The 14310-nt window shown below is 69.5% G+C and carries 12 protein-coding genes; 6 read left to right on the top strand and 6 right to left on the bottom strand.

Translation table 11 applies throughout. The features are described from left to right. The first annotated feature begins 95 nt into the window (after positions 1-95). Complete coding sequence (locus tag BM536_RS06195) at positions 96-1088, top strand: threonine ammonia-lyase (protein WP_073491681.1); 993 nt, start codon at positions 96-98, stop codon at positions 1086-1088. 62 nt (positions 1089-1150) lie between these two features. On the opposite strand, the gene BM536_RS06190 is transcribed toward BM536_RS06195, so the two are convergent. Further along, positions 1151-2377, bottom strand: coding sequence for a benzoate/H(+) symporter BenE family transporter (locus BM536_RS06190; protein ID WP_073491682.1), 1227 nt, complete (start codon positions 2375-2377; stop codon positions 1151-1153). 152 nt (positions 2378-2529) lie between these two features. Here BM536_RS06190 and BM536_RS06185 point away from each other — a divergent pair, with 152 nt between their 5' ends. Both BM536_RS06185 and BM536_RS06180 read left to right on the top strand, forming a co-directional pair. After that, positions 2530-3012 carry a beta-ketoacyl-[acyl-carrier-protein] synthase family protein gene (locus BM536_RS06185; RefSeq protein WP_073491683.1) on the top strand — a complete coding sequence of 161 codons (483 nt, stop codon included), beginning with the start codon at positions 2530-2532 and terminating at the stop codon, positions 3010-3012. Beyond that, a complete protein-coding gene (locus BM536_RS06180; protein ID WP_073491684.1) occupies positions 2964-3443 on the top strand; it encodes a hypothetical protein in 480 nt (159 codons plus the stop codon). The genes BM536_RS06185 and BM536_RS06180 overlap by 49 nt, the downstream gene beginning before the upstream one ends. 467 nt (positions 3444-3910) lie before the next feature. Here the strand turns inward: BM536_RS06180 and BM536_RS06175 are convergent, their stop codons facing one another. The 5 genes from BM536_RS06175 to BM536_RS06155 form a co-directional block, all read right to left on the bottom strand. Beyond that, positions 3911-5068 (bottom strand): acyl-CoA dehydrogenase family protein, encoded by a 1158-nt coding sequence (locus tag BM536_RS06175; RefSeq protein ID WP_079274900.1) that lies wholly within the window; start codon positions 5066-5068, stop codon positions 3911-3913. 49 nt (positions 5069-5117) lie between these two features. After that, positions 5118-5987 carry an amidohydrolase family protein gene (locus BM536_RS06170; protein WP_073491685.1) on the bottom strand — a complete coding sequence of 290 codons (870 nt, stop codon included), beginning with the start codon at positions 5985-5987 and terminating at the stop codon, positions 5118-5120. 45 nt (positions 5988-6032) lie between these two features. Further along, a complete protein-coding gene (locus BM536_RS06165) occupies positions 6033-6938 on the bottom strand; it encodes a phytanoyl-CoA dioxygenase family protein (protein ID WP_073491686.1) in 906 nt (301 codons plus the stop codon). 13 nt (positions 6939-6951) lie between these two features. Continuing rightward, complete coding sequence (locus BM536_RS06160) at positions 6952-7221, bottom strand: acyl carrier protein (RefSeq protein WP_079274901.1); 270 nt, start codon at positions 7219-7221, stop codon at positions 6952-6954. Between the two features lie 755 nt (positions 7222-7976). After that, positions 7977-9026 carry a helix-turn-helix domain-containing protein gene (locus tag BM536_RS06155; RefSeq protein WP_211362833.1) on the bottom strand — a complete coding sequence of 350 codons (1050 nt, stop codon included), beginning with the start codon at positions 9024-9026 and terminating at the stop codon, positions 7977-7979. 1256 nt (positions 9027-10282) lie between these two features. Here BM536_RS06155 and BM536_RS06150 point away from each other — a divergent pair. The 3 genes from BM536_RS06150 (at position 10283) to BM536_RS06140 (ending at position 13084) form a co-directional block, all read left to right on the top strand. Beyond that, complete coding sequence (locus BM536_RS06150) at positions 10283-10615, top strand: hypothetical protein (RefSeq protein WP_143650816.1); 333 nt, start codon at positions 10283-10285, stop codon at positions 10613-10615. Positions 10616-11145: 530 nt separating this feature from the next. Beyond that, complete coding sequence (locus BM536_RS06145) at positions 11146-11709, top strand: nitroreductase family protein (protein WP_245873285.1); 564 nt, start codon at positions 11146-11148, stop codon at positions 11707-11709. A gap of 85 nt (positions 11710-11794) precedes the next feature. Further along, positions 11795-13084, top strand: a complete 1290-nt coding sequence (locus tag BM536_RS06140) for a cation:proton antiporter (RefSeq protein WP_073491691.1) — start codon at positions 11795-11797, stop codon at positions 13082-13084. Positions 13085-14310 lie beyond the last annotated feature (1226 nt).

Genomic DNA, 14310 nt, shown 5'->3' with positions numbered 1-14310 from the left:
TTCATTGTCCCATGCTTCGTGGTCGGGGGCCGATGCTACCGGCGGGATTACCGCCGTTCAAGGGAGTGCAAGTCCTTGAACTACACTGTTCCGCCATGCAGAAAACGCGCCTCGACTTAGCTCGAATACAGACAGCCCGTCAAGCGATCGACCCACTTTTCCTCGACTCCCCGCTCTACCCCTGCGCCGGTTTGGAGGCCGACCTCGGGTGCGCGGTGAGCCTGAAGCTCGAGACCGTGAATCCGGTGCGCAGCTTCAAGGCGCGCGGCACCGAGATCATCGCGAGCCGGCTCGCGGCGAACGGCCGGCACGCCGTGGTGTGTGCGAGCGCGGGCAACCTCGGCCAGGCCCTCGCGTGGTCCGGGCGCAGCCGGGGGCTCGACGTCACCGTGGTGGCGTCCCGCTCCGCCCCCGCCATCAAGCTCGAGCGCATCCGTGCGCTCGGCGCGGACCTGGTGCTGGTCGACGGCGACTACGACGTGGCCTGCGAGCGGGCGTCGGCCATCTCGCAGGAGCGCGGCATCCGGCGCATCGAGGACAGCGTGGACGTGGAGACCTGCGACGGCGCGGCGACCATCGGTCTCGAACTGGTCTCCGGTCCAGCGCAGTTCGACGCCGTCCTGGTGGCCCTCGGCACCGGGGCGCTCGCGGGCGGCGTCGGGTACGCGGTGAAGTCACTGGCACCCGAGGTCGAGGTGATCTGCGTGCAGCCGCAGGGGGCACCGGCGATGACGCGGTCCTGGCACGCGCGGAGCGTCATCACCACCGAGTCGACCGACACCATCGCCGACGGCGTCGCGGGCCGGGTCCCGAACCCCGACGCCCTGGCGGACCTCCTCGTGGTCGCCGACGACGCCGTATTGGTGGAGGAGTCGTCGATCACCGAGGGGATGCGACTGCTGCTCCACCACGCGGGTCTCGTCGTCGAACCGTCGGCGGCGCTGGGTATCGCGGCGCTCCTCGAGGACCGCGACCGCTTCGCGGGCAAGCGGGTGGCGACCATCGTGTGCGGCAGCAACGTCGACATGGACGCCTATCACCGCTGGGTCGGCACGGCCCCGGCCCCCGCGGCGATCGTCAAGGGGTAGGGATCCGGCAGGTGATGGCGCAGCCCCTGGGCGACCGCCCAGGGGCTGCTACCTGTCCGCGTCTACCCCTTGGCAGGGGCGGCCTCCTCGGTCTGCTCGACCGCGCTCGGCTTGCGCGTGCCCCGGGTCACGAGCGCGGTGACGACTCCGGCGAGCAGGCCCCAGAAGGCGGAGCCGATCCCCAGCAGCGTCACCCCGGACGCGGTCGCCAGGAAGGTGACCACCGCCGACTCCCGCCAATCCTCGTCCGCGAGCGCCGACGAGAGGGAGCTGACGATGGTGTTGAGCAGCCCCAGGCCGGCGATCCCGGCGATCAGGGCTGCCGGCAGGGCGGTGAGCAGAGAACCGACGGTGCCGCCGAACACGCCGAGGCACAGGTAGAACACCCCGGCCCACACGCCGGCCAGGAAGCGCCGGTCGCGGTCCTCGTGCGCCTGGCTGCCGGTGCAGATCGCGGCGGTGATGGCCGCGAGGTTGAGTCCGAAGCAGCCGAACGGGGCGAGCAGCAGGTTCGTCGCACCGGTCCAGCCGACCAGCGGGGAAACGGGCACCTGGTACCCGTCGTTGCGCAGCACCGCCACGCCGGCGAGGTTCTGCGACGCCATGGTCACCACGAACAGCGGCAGCCCGGCACCGATGATCACCTGCCAGGAGAAGTCGGGCGCGGTGAAGATCGGTGCGGCGATCGCCACATCCACGTCGTGCACTTGGACCGAGCCGGACACGGAGGCCGCGCCGGCGCCGACGACCAGAGCGGCGAGAACCGCGTACCTCGGCATCCACCGGCGGCACACCAGGTACACCGCGAACATGGGGAACACCACGCCGAAGCTGTCGTGCATCGCGCTGAACAGCCCGGTACCGAACCGGACGAGGATGCCGGCGAGCAGGCCCGCCGCGATGGCCACCGGAATGCGGTCCATGACGCGCGCGAACCAGCCGGTGAGCCCGCTGATCGTGATCAGCGCCGCGGACACCAGGAACGCGCCGACGGCCTGCGCCATGGTCGCGCCGAGCAGGCCCGTGGCCAGCACGGCAGCGCCCGGTGTGGACCACGCCGTGACCACTGGTGTGCGATAACGTAAGGACAGCCCTATCGACGTCGCGCCCATGCCGACGCCCAGCGCGAGCATCCACGAGGCCAGATCGTCGGCAGACGCACCAGCGGCCTTCGCAGCGGTGAAGACGATGGCCGCGGAACTGGTGCTGCCGACCAGCACCGCGATCAGGCCGGCGACGACGGCCGAAGGGGGAGCCGTTTGCCGCGTTAAGTGGGACAGCGACTTCATGATCCCGTGATCATACCCGAACGGGTGTCGACCTCTACGACGGCAGCCGCACCAGATCCGGACTCGACGAGCCGCTGGGTGCGACGCGGCCCGAGACGATTCCCGGCCCTCTCCCCGCCTCTGTTCCCCGCCTCACGTTAGGGATGCCGAGAATGTCCGAACAGTCGCTCTACCTCCGCGGTCTCGCCTACACCGTGGGGGACGCCGTGCCGCTCGCCGACATCGAGGAGGGAGATCCGGAGCAGGTCCAGGTCTTCACCAAACTCGGCCTGCACTACTACCGGAAGAGCCCGCTGACCCTGCCGGAACTGTGCCACCGCCCGGTCGGCGAGACCATGCGGACGAGCGGCGTGGCCCCGGCCGACGTCGGTGCGGTACTGCTCGCGCCGACGGTCAACTCCATCCACGCCGTGGGGCTCGACTACCCCGAGGTGGCGCAGATCCTCGGCGACTACGGACTCGTCGACGCCAAGCTGTACGGGGTCACCCTCTCCAAGTGCTCCAACCTGTCGGCCGCCCTCGAGCTGGGGTCCAGCCTGCTGCGGGCCAACGACTACTCGGAGGTCCTGATCATCGTGGGCGACAAGTGCGCCCGGGACCGCGACCGGTTCATGACTCGGCCGAGTCCATCCTGAGCGACGGGGCGCTGTCGTTCATCCTGTCGAAGACCGGCGGCGACTACGAGCTGAAGCATCTGGCGACCAGCAGCGACCTGTCCCACCTCACCAAGACCTACGGCGTGCTCGCCTTCGTCGACAACTCGGTCAAGAACCTGGGCAAGTTGTGGCGGGCCATCCCGCCGGAGTTCCCGCCGGAGAAGATGGAGAAGGTCTTCTGCGGCAACTACAACATGCTGATCCAGCGCGGCCTCATGCGGGAGCTGCGCACCGGCCAGGAGATGTTCTACCTCGACAACCTCCGGCGGCTGGGTCACGTGTTCTCCTGCGACGTGCTGATCAACCTCACCGACTACGCGGCCGAAACACCCCTCGCGCCCGGCGCGACCGTCACGTGCCTGACGGTGGGTTACTTCCGGTGGGGCTGTTTCGTCCTGCAGAAGTGCTGAGTGTCGCTCCGCCAGGGATACCGGGCAGGGTTCGGGGCATCGTTCGTGGCCGCCCGCCGGCGCCCGATGAGGTGGTGGTCCCAGCCGGCCCGGTCGTGAGAGTCGCGGCGGTCCCGGTCTCCCTCAGGCGCGCGAACGCCGGGTCGGAGAGGTGGTCGGCGCGACCGTGGCGGGTGAGGCACTCGCGGAAGCCGGCCGGAACGCTGTGGCCGGACGGTGCGTCCGGCCGGGCCGGAGGGAGCGACACCGGCCCGCAGGGCCCGCTGGAGCACCTCGACGGCCGCGGAGGCGTCCGGCAGCCGTTCGGGAAGTCGCTGCGACAGCGCGCCCCGCTCCCGCCGCCTGACGGTCCGGCAGGTCGAGCGGGAGCGGCAGGGCACAGCTGATGGCCGGCTGGGCGGATGGGCGCCCGGCACCCCCCGGGAGGCTGCACGGCCCGTGCCAGAGCCGGGCTGGGGAAGCGGTCGTCACAGGTCGGTGTCCGCGATGATCTCCCGCATGATCTCGCTGGCACCGCCCGCGATCGTGTCCAGCCGCGTGTCCCGGAAGAGGCGGGCGATCGGCGCGTCCGCGAGATAGCCGTGCCCGCCGAAGAGTTGGAGGCACTGTCCCGCCACGTCCACGGCCAGCTCGGTGGCGCGCAGCTTCGCCATCGCGCACTCGGACATCGCCAGCTTCCCCCGGCTGTGCAGCCAGGCCGCGTGGTAGACGAGCTGGCGCGCCGCCTCCGCGTGGCTCATCAGCTCGGCCAGTCGGTGCCGTACGACCTGGTGACCCGCGAGCGCCTTGCCGAAGACCTGGCGCTCGCCCGTGTACCGCCGGGCCAGCTCCAGCGCGCGGTCGACCTCGCCGATGGCCAGGACGGCGGCCGCGACCCGCTCGAGCTGGAAGGCCTTCATGATCCACATGAATCCGGAGTTCTTCCGGCCGAGGAGCCTGCTCCCGTCCACCACGACGTCCTCGAAGTGCACGGTCGCGGTGTCGGAACAGTGCCACCCCAGCTTCTCCACGGGGGTCCGCGTCACCCCCGGCGCCTGCGCGTCGATCACGAGGAGGGAGATGTTGCCGGAACCGGTGGCCGCCACCGGACCGTCGGCCATCCGGACTGCGGTGACCATGAAGTCCGCGTGCATCCCGTTGGTCACGAACGCCTTGGTGCCGCGGATCGCGTACCCGTCGCCGGTGGCCCGTGCCTCGCAGCTGATGTTGGACACATCGGACCCGGCATGGGGTTCGGTGATCGCCAGCGCGGCGATCATGTCGCCCTCGACGGCGGGCTTGAGGTACGCCAGCTTCTGCTCGTGGTCACCGGCCAGCTGCAGGTAGGTGGTCGCCATGTAGCTGTGGACGGACATCGCGCCGCGGAAGCCGCCGTTGCCGAGCCGCCCCAGTTCCTCCAAGTAGGCCACCGAGTGGAAGAACGGCAGCTCGCGGCCTCCGTAGGCACGGGGGTGGTGCAGACCCAGCAGCCCCTCCCCCGCGAGCAGCTTCCACGTGTCGCGCGGGATGCGGCGCTCGGACTCCCACGTGTCCAGTCGCGGGGCGATGTGCTCGCGCAGGAACCGGCGCGTCTGCTCGCGGAACGTGTCCACCTCGGGGGAAAAGTAGATCGAGTCCACGCTCACACCGTCGTCCTCGGGCCGGGGTTTCCCTCGCCGGGCGCGAGGGGGTTCATCAGGCGTTGGTGCCGTGCAGGAACCTGCGCGCGTTCAGCTCGAACAGGCCGGCCTGCTGCGCGGGCGTCAGGTGGCCCCGCAGCTCCTCGATCTTGGCGCCCAGGTTTCCGGAGAAGTCGAAGAGCGGGGCGTCGGAACCGAAGAGGACCTGGTCGGGCACCTTCGTGCAGCCCTCCAGCATCAACTCCAGTTCGTGCGCGGAGAGCTGGTGGAACGACGAGATGTCCGCGTAGAGGTTCGCGGGGTGCTGCTGGAGCAGCCGGATGGTCCCCTCGAGGTCCCAGACCATGCCGTGCGCCAGCGCGATGCGCACCTCCGGGAACCGCCGTACGACCTCTTCGAGGCTGTGCGGGTACCGCTGCGCGCGGCCGAGGCTGGGCAAGGACGGCCCCGAGTGGGTCAGCACGGGGATGCCGTTGTCGTTGCAGTGCTGCCACAACGGCAGCAGCCGCTCGTCGTCCAGCTCGAAGCCGCAGGGCGGGTAGAGCTTGACGCCCTCGCACCCGGGCACGGCCGTCCAGTGCCTGACGATGTCGAGCGCCGCGGGCCCGCGCGAGGGGTCGAAGCCCGCGAAGAACGCCAGGCGCCCGCCGGACGCCCTGGCGACCGCGGCGTGGTGCTCGTGCACCTCCTGGATGGACAGCTCGGGCTCGCCGAGCGCCGGGCCGAAGTCGGCGATGAGGAGGATCGACTTGGTGATCCCGTGGGCCTCCATCTGCGACAGGAGCCGCTTGCCGTGCCGGTCCATCAGGTAGAGGCGCACGGCGCGCTCGACCCGGTCGTCGTCGAGGATCGACTCCGCGATGCCGGCGACGAACCCCGGGGAGAGGCAGCGCGCGTCGGCCAGGTGAACGTGGATGTCAATCATGGGTGCCCGTCTCCGGAGCCGGGGAGAGCCACCCGGGGCGCCCGGTCACCCCGCCGTGCCGCGGTGGAGCGTCGGGAAGATCTCGGGGTCGCTGTAGTCGGGGAAGCCGTTCTCCGCCTTGCGGCAGATGAGGTCGTGGGAGTGCTTGTAGACCGGCTTCGCCCGGCTCAGGAAATTCAGGTCGCGGTAGCGGTTCTCCCCGTCCTGCAGGTGCACCGACAGGGCGCGCCGCGGCGAGTCGGACACGTTGGGGTAGCTGCCGTGGATCGTGTAGCAGTCGTGGAAGCTGACCTGGCCGCGCTGGAGCTCCAGCGGTACCTCGACCAGCTCGTCGCCCTCGCTGTTGATCAGCTTGGACTTGATGTAGTCCTGGTTCTTCTCGTCGAAGGTGACCAGCGCGTGGTTGTTGCGCCACTGGTGGCTGCCCTTGATCACCACCAGGCACCCGTTCTGCGTGGAGCAGTCGTGCAGCGGGATCCATGCCGTGATCATCCGGTCCGACCTGCACGTCGGCCAGTAGCGCTTGTCCTGGTGGAACCCGGTGACCCCCTCGTTCTCCTGGGGGCCGCTCGCGGGCGCCTTGTAGATGAGCTGGTCCTTCCAGGACCTGATCTCCGTGGCGCCGATCAGCGCGGCCGCGATCGACGCGATGACCGGGTGCCGGGCCAGGGCGCGGAGCCCGAAGCTGTGGAAGGAGGCGTAGCCGTCGGCGCGGCTGCGGGTGCGGTCCGTGTAGGGGACGCCGAAGTTGGGGTCCACGTTCGGGTCGTCGCTCCACGCGAAGCGCTCGTCGTACTCGCCGCGGTAGAGCCTCTCGCTGCCCTCCAGCGCCCCGGCGATCAGGTCGTCACTCAGGATCTTCTTCGAGACGTAGTAGCCGTTCTGCCGGTAGTAGGCGATGTCCTCCGCCGAAGGCATCACGGCCGCCACGTCGAGTTCGCTGTCGCTCATGACCCGACTCCCGTCACAGTGCCCGCAACCGCTCCACCAGCGCGACGAGATCGCCGACGGTGGTGATCTCGGCGAGGTCGATGTGCTCGGCGACCTCGTCGAGTTCCTTGCCGATGATGTCCTCCAGGCTCAGCAGCAGGTTGATGTACTTCATCGAATCCATGCCCAGCGACTGGAGCGGCGTGGACGCGGACAGCTCGTCCCGACGGTCCGCCACGTCCTCATCGAGCATCGCGACCAGCACCCGAAACACTTCGTCGAACAGCGTCATTGGAGTCGGCATCGGCACTTCCCACTAGGCGTTTCGCAATGCGAATGGCTTGGGCAGTCGATAAGAGAAAACAGCCGGTAAACGAGGTGGCGATCGCCGATATTACCCGGCGGACCTTCCGGGCTCAATGTTCGGGAGTTACCGTCCGCGGGAGTTACCGTCCGCGGGCACGGAAGGGGCCGGGAGAGTTCTCTGTCCGTTCCTTCCACGCACGCTATATCCGTGCTATTGACACGGCCGCGTAGTTCTTGATCGTGGATTCGTTGTCTGCGATATCGCAGGCGCAATCGCCGGCAGCCGCGGACGAGACGGCGGCGACGTTCAGGAGCCCGCCCGGGGTCAGATGCCGAGGGCGCGGGCAGGCCCTTACAGGGCAGGGCGCAGGCCAGCCGCAGGCTCGCCGACGCGGACGAGTGGGCACCGGCTTCAGTGCGTCGGGCTCGCATTTCAGCCAGGGAAGGCGCCCGATTGCAGGCACCCGGGACCGGTCGGAGGCATACCCGGCATCCCCGCAGTTCCGCAGGGCGCGGACGAACAGGTCGGCGACCGCGACCATCTCCGCGTCGCACACAACCCCGGGTCGCCGGCGTGGGAGTGGCCCGAGCCGGCCCCCGCTGGTCCGCTGCGCGGGCAGAGCGCGGTCCGGGACGAGCTGTTTGTTGGGGCGAGCCCGACCTCATCGAGCGCTTGCCGCGCCACCCGGCCCCGCAGGTCGAAGGAGGTGACCGTGGTCACCACGATCAGGTGGTTGTCGGTGTGTTGCGCGGTCAGGTCTCGTCCCAGCTCTGGTTGCGCTGCTCGAGGTCGAGGGCGAGTTGTTGCCACGCCGCACCGACGACGCGGGCCAGGTTGGCGACCGTTGCGCTGCAGTGCGAAGGGACGTTGGTGGCCAGCAGGGCGCGCTCGTTGGTGCTGAGCAGCCTGGCGTCGAGCAGCCTCAGCAGGACCCGCCCGGTGTCGGTGTAGCGCAGGGAGGGGTCCACCCGCAGCCGGTTCAGCTCCGATTCCCAATTCAGGTCGGACTGGGGCGCGGACGCCTCTGGCGCCGGCCTCTTCCGCTTCTGGCGGTGGCCGTTCCGGAGCTTGGCGGGGACGGGATCCCGGCCGTCGCGCACCCGGTCGCGAACGTCCAGCGCGGTCGAGGGGGAGATTCCGGCCGCAGCCGCTACCTGCCGCAGCGTCATGTCCGGGTTCTCACGCAGGAGTTGGCCCGCGAGGACACGGCCCTCGGCGCTGCGGCCGACGGGCCGCCGCCTGCCGTCCCGGCCCAGGCGCGTGTTCGACTGCGCAACATCACCAGTCGAACACGCCCGGATCGCGCGGACGGTGCCTGCGGAAAGCCCGGCGACCGACGCGATCTTACGGTCGGACCAGTGCGGGTGCGACCCCAGGATCCGGGCCGCGGCCGCGGTGCGGTCGGCCAGCGAGAGTGGCAGGCCGTGCTCGATGTTGTGTTGCACGGCCAGCACGAAGGGGTCCTCGCCACCGTCGTCGAAGCGCACCCGCACGGTGTCGAGACCGCGCAGCCTCAGGGCTCGCAGCCGGTGTCTTCCGTCGATGACCCGCATCGTCGCGCGGTGCACGACCACCGGTGGCAGCAGGTCCTCATCGATCTCCGCCAGCGCACGGACGTGGTCGTCGTCCTCCCCGTCGAGCCGCGGTGAGTCGGTGAAAGACAAGCTCTTTATCGGCACCCGTAACGGCGCCGGTTCGTCTCGGGATTCGTCGCGAGGGCTGGCAGGCTCAACCGGCTCCGCGGCACCTACCGGGTCCAAATCGACCATAGAATCCTGCCGCCGGTCGGAAGTGTGCAGCAAACCTTCCCCCTCGATTCAAGCGGTTTCCAGCCCCGCCCGTGCACTGCTGCGGGGACTCCCCAGTCAAGGTTGGTCAATCGGTTTCTGGCGACACTCCGGCATCCTATTGAGGCACCGCAACCCCGTCGACCCGACAACGCGGGCAGGACGCGGAGGGCATTGCCAGAGGGCGCTCGATCTAGGCGGATTGCCCTTTTTGGAACCTGGTAGGTTCGTCGCCAGGCGTGGGCTTTCCTGTCCCACACATGCTTGGCGAGGTTGTCGATCGGCGTCGCGGGGATCATGGCTTCGGTGCTGTCGGTGAGGCTCTCGCAGGTCGCGACGAGGCGCCGGTGCCTCATGATCCATTCCAGACTCCGCTCCGCCACCCAGCGGCTTTCCTTACACGAAGGCCGCTGGCCCAGGGCTTCCGTCGACGGCTTCGACATCGATTCAGGCTTGGCGCCGCGCCTGTCGACGGGCTTCTTGGAGCCGGTAACCGGACCAAATTCTGTTAAAAGACCAAGTAGTTCATCTCCACCTGGTCGAACAGGCTCAGTCCTGCGGCAGTTCGCCCCCGCCGTACGTCGGAGCAGCAGAGAGTGCGAAAGCGGAAGCAGCAGCGGCAGCGGCAGCGGCAGCGGCAGGAGGAGCCGAGAGAGCGGGCGGCGATGCGTAGTTGTTCCCGGCCGCCGTGCACCTCATCGCCGCCGAGTCACCGGGCCTGGACGCCCGGGCGTGCGGACCGGGTCACCCACCGGCGGGCTCGTCCGCGCCAACCACCGGGCACTCATCCGTCAGTTGTGCGCCACCGTCCCGCCTCGGCCCCCTCCGCGACCACCTGACCGGCAACGAACCCTACTGATCGAGAACCACAGCTGCCGTGTCCGATTTCCGCACTCCGGCGTCGTCCGCTCGTGGACCGGGCCGCTGGACAGGTGATGAACTCGCCCTAATCTTTCCTCCCAACGCCATATCGATCACTCTGCCCGGACTCTGACCGGCACTCAGCCGAACCGGTCCATCCGCCGACCAAGCGTCCATCGGCCGAGCGTGGAGATCCCACGCAAGGGCCATCGGAGCCTGCGCCGAATCACGCTTGACTTCACCATCGAGGAGATGCCGCAGTGGCTGTCCAGGACGAACTCTTGGAAACCACCGAAGTCGCTGTGCTCGACCCGTTCTCGTTGTACAGGATCGCCGTGGGTCACACACCGGGCGGAAGAACTCTGGGGAACGCGACACGCACGGGAACGATCCGGCTCATCACGCCGGCGGTGGCATTCGCCGTCGCCTGCTCCATGCGTACGTGCTGGGACGAGACCTGCGACCTGGACCACCGGGACGGCACCGGTGTCCCGGTCCGAAGGTTCCAGGAAATCGGCGGGATCGAGGTCGTCAGCCTCTCTCCCGCCGAGACGGTCTCAGCCGGGCAGTTGTACGCCGCGTCCATGGACCGCCGCGTCGTAGGTGCCGAGGTCCTGGCGGCGTGCCACGCCGCGGTGCTCGCCAAGTCGTCGGGCTCACCGCTCATTTCGGCGGCGAGAGCGTCGTACTGCTACTCAGCCCTCGACCGAGCGGAAGTGAGCTTCCGCATCGACCTGGTCTGACAGCGGCCGCCATCACCTCAAACCCTCAAAGCTGCCAGAGAACCCGTTGCGCGTGTTGGCCGATCGGCAGGCGCAGAGAACATGACGGGCCGTCAACTGCCAGCCGTGCAGGGGCAGACGTGACGGGTATCCCGCGGTGCCGGTCCGGCGGTCCGAGTCCGAGGGTTCTGCACCGCCGCGGATTGCTACGGGCACGGCAGTTCGTCGACGGACGGCTACCGGACATGGGCGAAGGATCCGGCCAACACCGTCCGACATCGTTGGCCGTCTGCGGCCATGTCTGGAATCCTCGTTGTCCGGGTCGGTCTCCGTACCTTCCCGCGCAACCTGTCTCCGTAGGAGTCACAGGCCCACCTCGCGATCCCGACGCGCCGAGACCCCCTCCGCAGTCTGGTTCGCTTCCCATGAGCCAGCGCGCCCCCGATGATGCGGGCGCCTGCGCCGAACGCGCCTGCTCGCGGTCCTGGCCCTGCTCCTACTCTGCCCGCATTCCCTCAGGAAAGTCGACAACGGAGCGTGCCGTGGACGTGATGACAGCCATCCTCACTCGTCGCAGCGAACACTTCCTCACCGATCCGGCGCCGTCAGACGACGAACTCACCTATCTGCTGCGCGGCGCGGCGGCCGCTCCGGACCACGGCATGCTCAAACCGTGGCGGTGGATACTGCTGCGTGGCGCGGACCGCGCCGTGCTCGGGACCTGCCTCACCGACGAGCACCCCGGGCAGGCCGCAGGCCGGTGGGTGGCCGACATGCTGCGTGCCCCGCTCCTCGCCGCTCTCGTCTTCGCGCCGCAGCCCAACGGCAAGGTGCCGGAGTGGGAGCAACTCGCCGCCACCAGTGCCATGACGCACTCGCTCATGCTCCTGCTCCACGCGCGCGGCTACGGAAGCGTCTGGCACACCGACCGGCTGGCCGAGAGCACTGCGGCCCGTGCGCTCCTGCGGATCAGCCCGACGGAACGGCTGCTCGGCGGTCTGTCGATGGGGACACCGGATCCGGACACGAAGCGTCCCAGGTGGCCCCTGGAAGACGTCTCCCATCGGATCTCGGTGTTCAGGGCGGGTGAGCCGGCCTCCGTGAAACACGTGTGACCCGCATGACCGACCCGTTCTCCTGAGGACCTTGTCTGCACGACCCTAACCGGCCGGGAAGACAGGCCAGAAAGCAGAGGAGCGCATGACGGACCTCCAAGCGGCGATCCTGCTCGCCGATCTCGCGCTGATCGTCGTCGTGGCGCAGTTGGCCGGCCGAGTGGCCCGCGCCCTGGGACAGCCCCCCGTCCTCGGGGAGATCGTCGGGGGAATCCTGGTAGGACCCACTCTCTTCGACGGAGCCCTCGCCGAGACCCTGTTCCCGCACGATGTCCGCCCCTACCTCGGTGCCCTCGCGGACCTCGGGCTCGTCCTGTTCATGTTCATCGTGGGTCTGGAATTCGACTTCTCCCGGCTCCGTGGAAGCGGGCGGGTCGCCAGTGTCACCGCGCTGGGCGCCACCCTGGTGCCCTTCGGACTCGGCTGTCTACTCGCCCTCCACCTCGCCGGCACCCATGAGTCGAGCGGCCGTCTCAGCTTCGTCCTGTTCATCGGGGTGGCCCTGTCGGTGACCGCGTTCCCCGTGCTCGCGCGCATCCTGGAAGACCGGGGCATGGCCGGGACCGCACTGGGAACGATCGCGCTGTCCGCGGCGGCGGCGTGCGACCTGGCCGTGTGGACCATGCTCTCGTTCGTCCAGGCCATGGTCGACGGGGACGGCCGGGGGCACTGGCGGGTGATCCTGGTGATCCCCTTCGCACTGTTCCTGTACTTCTGCGTCAGGCCGTTGCTCAGGAGGCTTCTGGCCCGCAGGGGATCCGACGGGGCGCTCACCACGACCAGCCGGGCGGTCCTGCTCACCGGCCTGTTCGCGTCGGCCGCGGTCACTCAGTTGCTCGGCCTGCACTTCGTGTTCGGCGCGTTTCTCTTCGGGCTCGTCGTGCCTCGTATCGAGGGCAGCGGATACCGGCAGGAGGTGATGCGGGACACCCGGTTCGCCACCGGTCTGCTGCTCCCGGTCTACTTCATCGTCGCGGGACTCAAGGTGGACCTGTCCGGGGTGGGGGTCCCAGGGCTGGGGGAACTCACTCTGATCATGCTGGTCGCTGTTGTCGGCAAGTTCGGAGGTGCCTGGCTCGCGGCCAGGTCGCAGGGGCTGCCGTCGCGTAGCTCCGCGGTTCTCGCCACCCTGATGAACACCCGCGGCCTCACCGAGCTCGTCGCGTTGAGCGTCGGACTGCAGGCCGGCATCCTCGATGAACGGCTCTATTCGCTGATGGTCGTCATGGCCGTGGTCACCACCGCTGCGGCCGGTCCCCTGTTGGCGTGGCTGGCGCCCCGGCAGAGCACCAAGGTGGTGTCCGAAAGCCCGGACAACCCGAGCCGGTCAGCTCCTTCCCACGCCTCCGTGGTGCCGGCGCCCCGAGATGAGTGATCCGCGCGGCCCGGTCGTGGCCCGGGAGACCGACCGCGGGTCACTGACGCAGAGGCGACTCCGGCTCGGGCCGGCCGGATCGGGCCTGCACCATCTCGCGTGCCGGGTCCGCGTTGAACGCTCGGGCAGCGGCGCCGTCCGGCTGGTGCCCCGCCGCACACCATGGATCGGGGAACGCGAACTCGGCTCTGATCGCGGCGAGTCGCGGCCGGTGCGTTGAGCACCGTGCGTGGTGTGGAAGACGGCACCGGCCGTGTTGCCACGCGTGGCCGCGGCGGCCTCGGGCGCGTTGGCGACCGGTTCGGGGCGCGGTGGTCCGCGACGGACGGACCACCCGGCAGTCGGCCAGCCGACGCGAGGAGCAGTCCACGACCGTCGGCGCGTACAAGAACTCCCCTCCCCCCAGGCGGATACGTGCTACCACCGCCGTACTCGGTGGGAGGCGCCGTACTCGGTGGTAGGCGCCGTACTCGGTGGTAGGCGCCGTAGCGCGGTGTTCACGGCGAACAGGTCCGGCGCGGGCCGCAGCCGCCGGCCCGCTCGCCCGCTCGCCCGCCGCAGAAGCCGCAGCGGGCTGCCTCCGGTGCCGGGCACAGGGCAGGTCTCGCACCGGTCCTCGATGAGAACGGGCAGCGGCTCTGTGGCCGCCGACTGACCACTGCCTGGCCCCGAGACCGTGCCTGCGAACGAACTTCCAGCGTGCCTTTCGGCGCGGACGACTCCTCGTTCGCGGTCGGGCAACGCGCAGCGGTGACACTGCCGCAGGCCGTTCGGGCCAGGAGTCGGAAGCCCAGCGGCCCTCTGCGAGCGCCTGCCTGGCAGCGACCTACCGACAACCCCGCAGAGCGCCCTGCACCGGCGAACCGATCGGTGGCTCCGGGCCATCCTCGGCACGGCAGCCCGGGCGCACGCCGTCGATGTCCCGCCTCAGGGCGCGCCTCGACGTGAAGGGTTCGGGTGAGGGGCGCCATCGGCTCCCGCCGGTTCCTGCCGCGCGACCCGTACCCGTCGGCCGTGCCCTTCGGCCGTGCCCGTCGGCCGTGCCCTCGCCGGGAGAATCGCCGCGCCCAGGTACCGGTCGAGCTGGCGGGTCAGCCCGCCGAAGGGGGGCCAGCTCGGGGGTGGACGGCGGTGGGGCCTCACCGTCCGCACGGACGAAGGGCCCGCGGGTCACCGACGTCGCGGCACATGTCAATTGAGGCGAGACGGTTCGTCTTGTTATGGTG

It is taken from the genome of Streptomyces phaeoluteigriseus, assembly GCF_001896135.2.
Classification (GTDB): domain Bacteria; phylum Actinomycetota; class Actinomycetes; order Streptomycetales; family Streptomycetaceae; genus Streptomyces; species Streptomyces phaeoluteigriseus.
The sequence above is the reverse complement of the archived record's forward strand: the minus strand, read 5'-3'. Positions and strand labels throughout refer to the sequence as shown.